At 40.1% G+C, this 10,000-nt stretch carries 11 protein-coding genes (2 of these 11 running past the window's edge); 4 read left to right on the top strand and 7 right to left on the bottom strand.

Annotated features, from left to right (window positions below):
- On the bottom strand, nt 1-748 hold the 5' portion of the coding sequence (locus LEP1GSC062_RS02050) for an Rpn family recombination-promoting nuclease/putative transposase (RefSeq protein WP_010577109.1). The gene continues 179 nt to the left of window position 1, outside the view; 748 of the gene's 927 nt are visible here — the first part of the coding sequence; it begins with the start codon at nt 746-748; the stop codon falls past the left edge of the window.
- Between the two features lie 172 nt (nt 749-920).
- Here LEP1GSC062_RS02050 and ygiD point away from each other — a divergent pair, with 172 nt between their 5' ends.
- Nucleotides 921-1,694 carry a 4,5-DOPA-extradiol-dioxygenase gene (gene ygiD / locus LEP1GSC062_RS02045; protein ID WP_010577110.1) on the top strand — a complete coding sequence of 258 codons (774 nt, stop codon included), beginning with the start codon at nt 921-923 and terminating at the stop codon, nt 1,692-1,694.
- Between the two features lie 4 nt (nt 1,695-1,698).
- Here ygiD and LEP1GSC062_RS02040 read toward each other — a convergent pair whose 3' ends face one another.
- The 4 genes from LEP1GSC062_RS02040 to LEP1GSC062_RS02025 all read right to left on the bottom strand — a co-directional run bounded on the left by LEP1GSC062_RS02040 (nt 1,699) and on the right by LEP1GSC062_RS02025 (nt 5,683).
- The gene (locus tag LEP1GSC062_RS02040; RefSeq protein ID WP_020983195.1) at nt 1,699-3,210 is read right to left on the bottom strand and encodes an HTTM domain-containing protein; all 1,512 of its coding nucleotides are present in this window, start codon (nt 3,208-3,210) and stop codon (nt 1,699-1,701) included.
- Nucleotides 3,167-4,150: a DNA-processing protein DprA gene (locus LEP1GSC062_RS02035; RefSeq protein WP_010577111.1), complete on the bottom strand. Its 984-nt coding sequence runs from the start codon at nt 4,148-4,150 to the stop codon at nt 3,167-3,169. The genes LEP1GSC062_RS02040 and LEP1GSC062_RS02035 overlap by 44 nt, the downstream gene beginning before the upstream one ends.
- Entirely contained in the window at nt 4,147-5,175 is a 1,029-nt protein-coding gene (locus LEP1GSC062_RS02030; protein ID WP_010577112.1) for a tetratricopeptide repeat protein, read from the bottom strand. Before LEP1GSC062_RS02030 ends, LEP1GSC062_RS02035 begins: the two co-directional genes overlap by 4 nt.
- Nucleotides 5,176-5,335: 160 nt before the next feature.
- Nucleotides 5,336-5,683, bottom strand: a complete 348-nt coding sequence (locus LEP1GSC062_RS02025) for a DoxX family protein (RefSeq protein WP_010577113.1) — start codon at nt 5,681-5,683, stop codon at nt 5,336-5,338.
- A 138-nt stretch (nt 5,684-5,821) separates the two neighbouring features.
- On the opposite strand from LEP1GSC062_RS02025, the gene LEP1GSC062_RS02020 reads away from it, so the two are divergent.
- From LEP1GSC062_RS02020 to LEP1GSC062_RS02010, 3 genes are all read left to right on the top strand, one after another.
- Complete coding sequence (locus LEP1GSC062_RS02020) at nt 5,822-6,271, top strand: GNAT family N-acetyltransferase (RefSeq protein WP_039940941.1); 450 nt, start codon at nt 5,822-5,824, stop codon at nt 6,269-6,271.
- Between the two features lie 233 nt (nt 6,272-6,504).
- The gene (locus LEP1GSC062_RS02015) at nt 6,505-7,551 is read left to right on the top strand and encodes a hypothetical protein (RefSeq protein WP_010577115.1); all 1,047 of its coding nucleotides are present in this window, start codon (nt 6,505-6,507) and stop codon (nt 7,549-7,551) included.
- A 49-nt stretch (nt 7,552-7,600) separates the two neighbouring features.
- Complete coding sequence (locus LEP1GSC062_RS02010; protein WP_010577116.1) at nt 7,601-8,344, top strand: LIC_13076 family protein; 744 nt, start codon at nt 7,601-7,603, stop codon at nt 8,342-8,344.
- Nucleotides 8,345-8,739: 395 nt separating this feature from the next.
- Here LEP1GSC062_RS02010 and ispF read toward each other — a convergent pair whose 3' ends face one another.
- Both ispF and nadA read right to left on the bottom strand, forming a co-directional pair.
- Nucleotides 8,740-9,225 carry a 2-C-methyl-D-erythritol 2,4-cyclodiphosphate synthase gene (gene ispF / locus LEP1GSC062_RS02005; protein WP_010577117.1) on the bottom strand — a complete coding sequence of 162 codons (486 nt, stop codon included), beginning with the start codon at nt 9,223-9,225 and terminating at the stop codon, nt 8,740-8,742.
- 370 nt (nt 9,226-9,595) lie between these two features.
- A protein-coding gene (gene nadA / locus LEP1GSC062_RS02000; RefSeq protein WP_010577118.1) for a quinolinate synthase NadA crosses the window boundary here: on the bottom strand, nt 9,596-10,000 show its end. It continues 570 nt past the right edge of the window; 405 of the gene's 975 nt are visible here — the last part of the coding sequence; its start codon lies off the right edge, out of view; it ends in the stop codon at nt 9,596-9,598.

The following is a 10,000-nucleotide window of genomic DNA, read 5'->3' as shown; positions in this document are numbered from 1 at the left end:
TCAATTCCTCGTATAGTTCTATTTTGGATATTTGGAAGATTCTTTTGAGTTCTGAAGGTTTGAAATCTCGAACCCAATAGATATACAATAACAGTTTTCTTAAAATTGCAACTCTTTTCGATTCCTCTTTGATCTCTAGTAACAGAGAAAAAAGTCCAGGCAAATGAGAAATAAATTCAAAATCTCCTTCTCGAATCTTTTGAACGACTCCCAGAGTGACTTGAAAGGTAATACTTTCTAATTTATCTTTTAGTTCTATTTCTTTTAGATCAAACAAATCTATTTTAAAATCGGGGATAAAGTCTTTTAGAATATCAATTTCCTGATTCGTTAAAACGAACTGATCTAAAAATCGATTTCCTATCTTCCATTCTTTTTCACCATGATAAAAAACGAACGGGATTACCACGGAAATCGGTTCCCCGTTTCTTTGTTGGTTTCTATAGATTTCAGTAAGATAACCGAGTAGCTGGATATAGATAAAGTTATCTAAATAACTTTTATGTTCGAAAAGTAGATACACATTAGTTCTGTTTCCAGACTTGAGAGGAATTTGAAACAATAGATCTGTTTGTTCTTGTTTGAGTTCTTCTGAAATGAAACTGGATTCGGAGAGTTCTAAGTTTTCTAAATCCAGTAATTTCACTACTTCAGGCGGTAATGTGTTTTTAAAAAATATGGCGGCTTCTTTTTTATCCTGAAAAGTTTCTCGGATCAATCGATCGTGAGGATTGTTGACTTCGGTCACGGCTATTGTATCCTTAAGATTTTAATCCTTCAATTTGGATTCCAATCGCTAAATAGAGGTTTTACGAAGAAATTTGAAACTTAAAAAACATCAACAAAGATATTTTCTATAGATAAGAAAGGTCTAAAATAGAAATATAAAATTCAACAAGGAAACTTCAATATCGATTTCTATGACAAATCCGGTTTTATTTTTTGGACACGGTTCTCCGATGAACCTCGTAACTCCGTCCGACTTCACTCGGAACCTGAAGGAATTTGGCTCCACACTTCATACGGTGAAAAATATACTCGTCGTTTCCGCTCATTGGAAAACGAGAGGAACTTATGTGACCGCCTCTGATCCGCCGAAACAGATTTATGATTTTTACGGATTCCCGCAGGAATTATATGAGGTCAAATATCGACCTTCCGGATCTCCGAAACTCGCCGAGCGGATTCAAAATTCACTCAAAACCATAAACGCTCAACCTACACAAGAATGGGGACTTGATCATGGAAGTTGGGGAGTGTTGTGTTTCCTATTTCAAAAAGCGAATATCCCCGTACTTCAATTGAGCCTAGATACAAACTTGAATCCCGAAAAACAATACGAGATCGGAAAAGAATTACGACCCCTCCGGGAAGAAGGAACCTTAATCTTAGGAAGTGGAAACATCGTTCACAATCTGCAAAAAGCCGATTTTTACGATATGAATGCGACACCTGCGGATTGGGCGATCGAGTTCGATGAATTCATACGACAAAAGCTGGAGTCCAGAAACGACAAAGAGATTTTAGATTTTCAAAAAAAAGGAGACATTGCAAAACTCTCGGTACCTACCACGGAACATTTGGAACCGATTTTTTACGTTTTAGGCGCGATGAAACCCGAAGAGAAAGTGAAGTTTATTCATCATAGTTTTCAGAATCGAACCGTATCCATGCGATCCTTTACTTCGGTTTAAAAAATTATTCCTCGTCTCCGGAGAAAACCCATTCTTTATTGAGCAAAGAATTGGAAACCTTCATCAAATCTCTTTCCGGATCGATCAGGACTTGACTTTTCCTTCCGTTTAAAGAAACCATAACATCCGCATATACTGAAACTTCTTGAGCGGTTCTTTCCTTCTCATTTTTACCGACCCAATGAGCGAATTGCAAAATCAGATCCGGTTGATAACTCATCATAATCCTCTGGATTTCATTGAGGTGAGATTCCGGAAGGACTACGTTCGTTTCCCCAGTTTGTTGGTTCACAACTCGAAATGAAGCAATCCCGTTCTTTTGAACCAACATGATCTGCCAGGAAAATCGAAAGCCCTGTTCCGTCCAAAGATGATTTCCCGGATATAAAAAATGCCTAAGAGGAAATAGAGACTGAAAAAGAACGTAAAAAATCCAAAAATAACGAAGAATACGATCCGATAAAAGAAAACCGAATTTTTTTCTCAGCGCCTCAACTTTATAAAAAACAAACTTTTCCGAAATAGAGGATTTAGATTCTAAAAAAAATAAATAAGATTCGATAAAAGCCAAAACCGATTTCTTAAAATGAATCGGGAAACGGGTCCACAAAAAATGAAAAATGTTCTCTCGATCCGGGAGCATACTTTTGGATTTCAGAAATTGAAACAGATCGACCGGCCAAGTCGGGGAGAAAAACAAAGTGGCGTTCAAAATCATAATCCAAGGAAACATTCCGATCGGAAACAACTTCCAAGTCAAAAAATGAAATATTATAACTAAAGAATATCCCAACATTCTCGTCTTGCGGAATAATAATAGGAAAGGAACCGAAAGATCGAATATCAAACCGGCATAACTAAAAAAGTATCCGGTAGCCGACATGGAAAGAATCGGACCGAAAATCGGGATATCAGAATTACGAAGAAGCCAGATTCGCACCGGTTGCGCGTCGAAAAGCCAGTCCGGAACCAATTTGCCAATCCCTCCGAAAAAATAAACCGCTCCAATCTGAAATCTAAGTATATAAAGGCTCCATTGCGGAATCGGATCTATGTCCTGAATCGATCCACTTTTGAATATTCTAAAAATATGAAATATATTCAAAGCCCTATCTGCCGGAATCCAAATCAAAATAAAAAGCAATAGACAAACGAGATAGTAATGATTGAGATAAACCGCAACTTCGAGAAGATTGACGTACGTAAAAATCAGAAAAAAACAAAAAACAGAAATCCTGTAAAAGATTCCCAAGGAAATAAAAACAGCAAAAAAAAGAAGCGAAACAAAAAGAGGATACAAAACCCAACCAGGAAAAACTCCGATCCAGGAAAAACCGTAAAATTTGAAATGAAAATTCGGATCCAAAAAATATTTGGAAATCCAGCCGTTTGTAAAATAACGAAATGCTAATATAAAAAGCAGAATACCGAATATGATTCTATAAAATCCCAGTGACCAAGCGGGAACCGGATTAGAGGCCCGGAAGAATAGGTTGGAAAAAAGTTTTTTTCGCATAGTAACCGGAACCGATCGATTTCCACTCACCAGAAAAGCGTTTCTTGGAAAGTTCTGCAAGCATTCCCGGAATTTTCGATTGGGAATCCGGCAAAAGATGATTCATATGAAAAACTTCTCTCATCCCAAAAGAGATATCATTCAGATCCAAACTTACCGCTCCATCTCGAATTAGAATTTCCCCTCCCTGATTTTTCGCCTGACGCGGATCGGAAAAGATAAAAATATTTCTGTTTTGTTCCAACGCGTTGTACGCGGATGAAATTGCGCCCGATTTTTCAGGAGCTTCCACAATAAAAACGGAATTACATATTCCGGTCACGATTCGATTCCGTTTTGGAAACGTATATTTCAAAATTTTTTGACCGGGAGGATATTCCGTCAAAATCAAAGTTCGTTTCGAATACTTCATTCTCTGATAGAGTTTTCTGTTTTCAAAAGGATATTCCGTTTCCGGTCCGGTCCCCATAACTCCGATAACTGCTAACTCTTCGTCCAAAGCCGCATACATACTCGTTGCGTCGATTCCTTTGGCAAAACCGGAAACGATCCCCGAAAAGCCGTTTTTCTTCAAATAGGAAGGAATCAATTCAGCCGCATAACAGGAAATCGGAGAAGGATTTCTCGTACCTACAACCGCCGCAAAGGATAGATCTAAAATATTCAAATTTCCTTTATAAAACAAAATCAATGGAGGATCATATATTTCCTTTAAAAGAGAAGAATATTCCGGATCAAAAAAAGAAAGAACTGAAAATCCGGTCTTTTTTAAATTGTTCGAAATTTTTTCCGAGGCATACAAAGCCTCCTGCAAAACGGAAGAAGGGAGGAAACGTTCCAAGTATTCGCTCAAACTTACCCAAGAATTCAATTTTTCGAATATTCTATTCTTCAAACAGAACTTGGAAACGTTGGAATCGGCGAGAACGAGAGGATTCATTCCGCTTTCGAGGAACTCTCTTCGATTTTTTTCAGGTTTTGAAGTACGTTTTGATACGAATCGTTCTTTTCAAGACCGCCGCGAACGAGACCGGCGTCGTTCAATTCCTCGATCGTTTTTTTGACCTTTAGATATTCTTCTTTGGAATCTTCCGTCCTACCGAGACGATACAAGAAGTTGGCTTTGGCAAAACGGGCCGGAACATTTTTATATTCTTTTTTGATAATATCATCTAGGATTCGAAGAGCCTTGTCCTGATCGTGAAAACCGACCGACACACCTTCCCAGGAAGAATCCGACATGGAAGAATCGAAATAGATAAGAGCGAGTTGAAACGGGAACCGCGAATCACGGGGATCCTGAATGGCCAGATGAGTGAAAAGATCAATCGCGATCTGTCTTCTTACGGTCTCCCAACCTCTGTCTTTCGAAGCGTTCGCATAAGCGAGGGCAGTTTCGAACAAGAGTTGCTGATCGATCGGTTTTAGAAGAAGTGCTTTTTCAAAAAATGGAATCGCAGGTTCGAAAAAATGAAGTTCCGCACCTACGATTTCCACTTTTTTTCCTTCGTTGTTTTCTTTCAACGCTCGGTTGTAAAATTTGACTCCCATATCGTAGTTGCCGATTTTCATATAACCCTGGGCAATTTTCCAACTGAGAGCGCCCGCAGATCTTGTCTTTTGAGCCATTGAAGAAATTTTCTTTTCCAATTCTACGATCTCCGCTTCCTCCATCGCAAGTCTCTCTTTCCACGCTTCCAAATCTTCCACAGCCGGAGGCCTATCTCCCCGATTCTGAAATCCGAAATTTTTGGACCTTTCACAGGAAACAAAAACGAACAAGAATAAGAATAAAAGAATCCGCTTCCATGGAAAATCGGAATCTATGTCTTTGAATTCAACACGGTGAATGGATTTGTAGAAAGCCGAATCCTTAGAACCGGATTGGAGGTTTCCAAAATTTTTATAAAAGAAAATTTGAATTCTTAATAAAGCTAAGATCAGATGCAGGATATTTTGAAACATACGATTTCCTAGGATAGAATCGACCCTTTTCTATGAGTATCGGTTTAAGGAAAAAATCCCTTCTCCCCTAATTGATGCGGTTTTAGAAATGGAAACTGCGGTTTGAATTTTCGAAAAAAAAGAAAAAGCGGAGTTTTTCCCCGCTTTTTAGAGGAAAAAATCAGTCTTTTGCGGTTCCTGCAATCAGAAGAGCCGCTCCTAAAAGAGAAACATCTTTCAAAAGTGCGATTGTGGAAGCCTGATTTCCCGTAGCCGCACCCGGAAGATGAACCAAGACCACAAAAATTCCCAAAAGAACCGCAAGAAGAATGGTCGCCAAATACGTCTTAATTCCGGTAATCACAGAAACCGAAGCCGCAATCAAAGCCAACCCGGTTACATAAACCCAAACGATCGGAAAAGGAATATAGGAAGGAACGATCCCTGTCATCGCAGGACCCGAGATAAAGTGAAATAATCCAAAAATCGCAAAGGGAACCGCATATACAATTTTACCTATTTTTTTCATATTAACTCCTCAATTCATATCCTTCAGAGAAAATTTCCGAAATCAGTCATTCTATCCGAAAGTCAAATACCGAATCCTGATTGAATATTGAACTTCAGCAACTATAATTTGACCAAAAAACAAAGTGAGTTTTCTATTTTGGATATAAAAGTTCTCAATAAAACTGATGTGGATTGGCTCTTTGCCTTGGAAGAGAATTGTTTCGGTAGTCACGCCTGGACAAAAGAAATGTTATGCTCTCACATTCGAGAGTTTTCAGGAATCGGTTCGACTGATCTTTGTTACATTCTCTATAAACTTGCCGGTGACGAGATAGAAATCTATCGAATCGCGGTGTATTCCCGTCAGAGAAGGCAAGGAAAGGGAAAAGAACTTTTGGAGTATCTTCTGAGTTTCGAAAAGGACAAAACGTTTTTTCTGGAAGTCGATTCTATGAATTTTCCGGCAATCGCTTTGTATGAATCCTGCGGATTCCAAAGAATTCATATAAGAAAACATTATTATGAAAACGGCTCGGACGCATTGATTTACAAAAAAGCTCCGATAGATGTTTTTGAAAATTTTAGTTTTAACGTCCCGGATCCCTAAAACTACAAGTTCTTCCTAAATCTTTCGGCGAAATCTGAAGTCCCATAAGTTTACAAAACCAATCGGACCTTAGGAGTGCGTTTTTCTACTGTATTCAAAAATCCTAAACGAACCTCGCCTATGTCCGTTTAATGATTCCATGAAATTTTTTTATAATGCGTTTGTTAGAAGCCCTTTTTTAGCTGAAAGTTATTTCCAATCGGTATACACTGCTTTTATTGGAAAATTTTAATATGAGAAGAATTCTTCGAATTATTTTGCCTCTCTTTGTCTGCGGATTCCTGGCGAACTGTTTTTTAAATCCTATTTCTAAACTCGTCACTGATACCGTTTTCCCCGCGAAAGAAGACTGCCCGAATTGCGAGGAACAACTTCTTCTTGCGGTCTCTTCCGTTTTACACCTCGTCGATGGAATCCCCACTCGCGCCGATGGAATCCAAGCGTTCGCTTTAGATCTTTCCGCGCTTTTTCCCTTTTATTGTATCGCCGGAATCTGCGCGGGAGGAATCACCGAGAACCAACCCACATCCATGGTTAGCGTTTCGGTTCCGAACGGAACCGATCTCACAGCCTTAAAGGCTAACTTCTTGATTCCGGAAAATTCCAAACTGGAAGTGAATGGAGAAACGCAAGTTTCGGGAACATCGGTTCAGAATTTTACCAACCCCGTAATCTACAAGTTTACGGATTCCAAGGGAAAAACTCAAAGTTATACCGTGACGGTGAGTCCCGCTCCTTCGGAAGATAGAGTAAACGGAACCGTTTTATTTCCGACTGGGGATCTTTGGACGAAATGTTCTTATGGTCAGGTTTGGAGACCGGGCTTCAACGATTGTAAGGGCAAGGGAAACGAAAGCGATAATTACGGAGCGAATACAGACATCGTCTTCTGCGATACTGCCGATGCGTCTTGCGACATCTACGGAAACTTCGCGTTTCAAAATGCGTGTTTCGAGATGCAACAAATATTATCACCTCCTAATATTCCTATGAACGTATTTCGAGCCGGGGATTTCAACCGACTAAGCGTCCTGGTTGTATGCAACGGTTTTTTCAAAGGACCTTCTTGTGGAACTGCAGATCAGTGTCCCGCAAATTCCGGAACCACCGTCAACGAAATTCTGTTCCCACAAACCGTAAACGGTTACTATTGGACTTCGTCCATCTGTTCCGCTTCGAACATGCAGGTGATCCAATTCGGCGGATTGAGTAACACAACGGTCCAGGCAAAAAACGGCAAGGGCAAGGCTCTGCGTTGCATGTACAATATCTTTTCATGATCCGCTTTCAAACAGTAAAATTCCAGTTCCGTTCGAGGTGTGGTTTTGTATGAAATTTAAATTTTATGTTTTGTTTTTCTATTCCATTCTGATCCTATTCGCAAACTGCAAGATTGATCAAAGAGTCAGCGCGGATAAAAGTCATCGGACTGTTCTAGCTTCTGTCGACGCGAGTTGCCAGGTCGCCTCCGTCGAACCTTTGTATTCTTTCCTGTTCGGTTTGCTTCCAGTGTTTCGTAAAGCGGAACCCGAGCCAGGACCCGGAAAAACGTTACGCGTCACCGAAGTTACCAACTGGAAGGACTACGTAGTGACCGCGTTAGGCGGTTGGGCGATCACTTTGGTTCGCCGGACAAGAACGATCGAATTCTGCGAGGAGAACTTATACGCCAGTAACTGGAATCCCGAAAAGATTTCCATCGATCAGACCTTATATCATATGGCTGTATCCGGTAAAATTATCGTCCATTTGAAATCGGGGGATCCTTTGACCCAGGTAAAAATCGTAGGTTTTGACGAATCCTCCGTGGACGTCGAAGCCGTAATTCCCGATCCTCAAGGCGGAGTGATGGATCGGGCTTTTTTACGGGACGGTTCGATTTTGGACGGTAAGCAGATCGGACAGGACGACAAGGAAGTGATCATGGAAAGTCTGGAAGGAAAAAAAATTACGATCGCCAAGTCGACCCTTCATAAGATCGATATGCGAGTTCCGAAAACGATTAAAGAAAAAAAGAATATTCTAAAATCCGAAATTTCCAGGATCGCGTTCGAGGATTTCGAAAAAAAATAGGTTCGGTCGAGTTCGTAAACCGGAGTTGCTTTGTTTCGGTTTTTTATCCGGCCTTATTTTAGCGACCTGGGATATTTTCGGAAAACGAACCATAAATTAACGTGAGTTCGGCGTAAGAAAATCTGGGCGAATAAGAAACTAAAGTGCAACGACTCCCTGAACTCAACGCAGAGCTTTCCTAAGGGTCGCTCTGCGGGTCGTGTCGTCATCGCAGCTTGCGGATTGCATAGCTTAAATGGCTCGCGAACACGCTTTTCGCTCCAATTCCTTCGGAATTTCCACTACAATTGCTTTCGCATTTGTTATACCGAACTCACGTTAAATTATAAATTCAAATCTATTGATAAGAATTATAGTAGTTTCTATATTTTAAAGTTTTGAGACAGGGACAGATTCTAAGACTTTTTCCCCAAAAGAATCGTACAAAACGTTCCGATCCCTTCCTGACGCCCCAAAGCCCCCATTTTTTCGGTGGTGGTAGCCTTGACGGAAACACAGTCCGCCGGAAGATTCAATAACCTACATAAGGATTTCGTAATTTTTTCTTTGAGGGGCGCTATTTTGGGTCTTTCTCCGATCACGGTGCAATCCACGTTGACGAGTTGGAAATTTCTTTCCTTCATCAGTTCCAAACATTTCGCGAGAATGATTTTGCTATCGATGTTCTTCAATTTTGGATCGGTATCGGGAAAGTATTGACCGATATCCCCCAAAGCCAAAGCCCCTAAAATCGCATCAGAGATCGCATGTAAAATAATGTCCGCATCGGAATGACCTACAAGCGCAAACTCGGATTCGCATTCGATTCCTCCGAGCATCAGAGGACGGTCGGCGTTGATCTCCAATTTATGAAAATCGATTCCGTTTCCAATTCTAAACATTCAATATTCCTAAATTATGAATTTGAAATCGATTCACGATACTGTCATTCCGCGTTTACTCGATCCAAAAAATGTCAATAGTCTTTCCCTTCAACTTAATTTTTTTCTCAGATAATCATCTTTGAAAAGATTAAAAGCCGTCCCAAAACCTCAAAATGTAAGAACTTTTTAGATGTCAGTGTATAGAAATCAGGGCTCAGTTACTTTTTCCTAATAGAGGGATCAGACTTTAACAAAGATTAATTTTCCTCTTCTGTAAATTTACTGAAATCTGATCCCTAAAAACATGGAAACTCCCACGTTTTTTAGAAATTTGCCGGATCGTGTAGAGATATTTTTTCACAGTAGATCTCAAAGTTCGCAAGAGTTTTTACTTCTTAAAAGAAAGATCCAACATTCTTTGAACGGACATTCTCCCCTTTTTTATCACTTCCGGATCTAGATGAATTTCGTACTGATCGTACAAAAGCGCGTCTCTGATTTTTTCCAAAGTGATCCGTTTCATGTGAGGACAAACCTGACAAGTGGAAACGAAATGACGATCCGGAAATTCGGAACGCAGATTGTCTCCCATAGAACATTCCGTAATTAGGAAAATATTCTTCGCTCCAGATTTACGGATAAAATCGCTCATCTGAGAAGTGGAACCGGAATAATCGGAATGATCCACGACTTCGGTTTTACACTCGGGGTGAGAGATCACGGTAACGCCTGGAAACTGTCTTCTTGTAAGTTCGATGTCTTCTGCGGAATACATCTCGTGAACCATACAACT

This window comes from Leptospira alexanderi serovar Manhao 3 str. L 60, from assembly GCF_000243815.2.
GTDB lineage: Bacteria > Spirochaetota > Leptospiria > Leptospirales > Leptospiraceae > Leptospira > Leptospira alexanderi.
The sequence above is the reverse complement of the archived record's forward strand: the minus strand, read 5'-3'. Positions and strand labels throughout refer to the sequence as shown.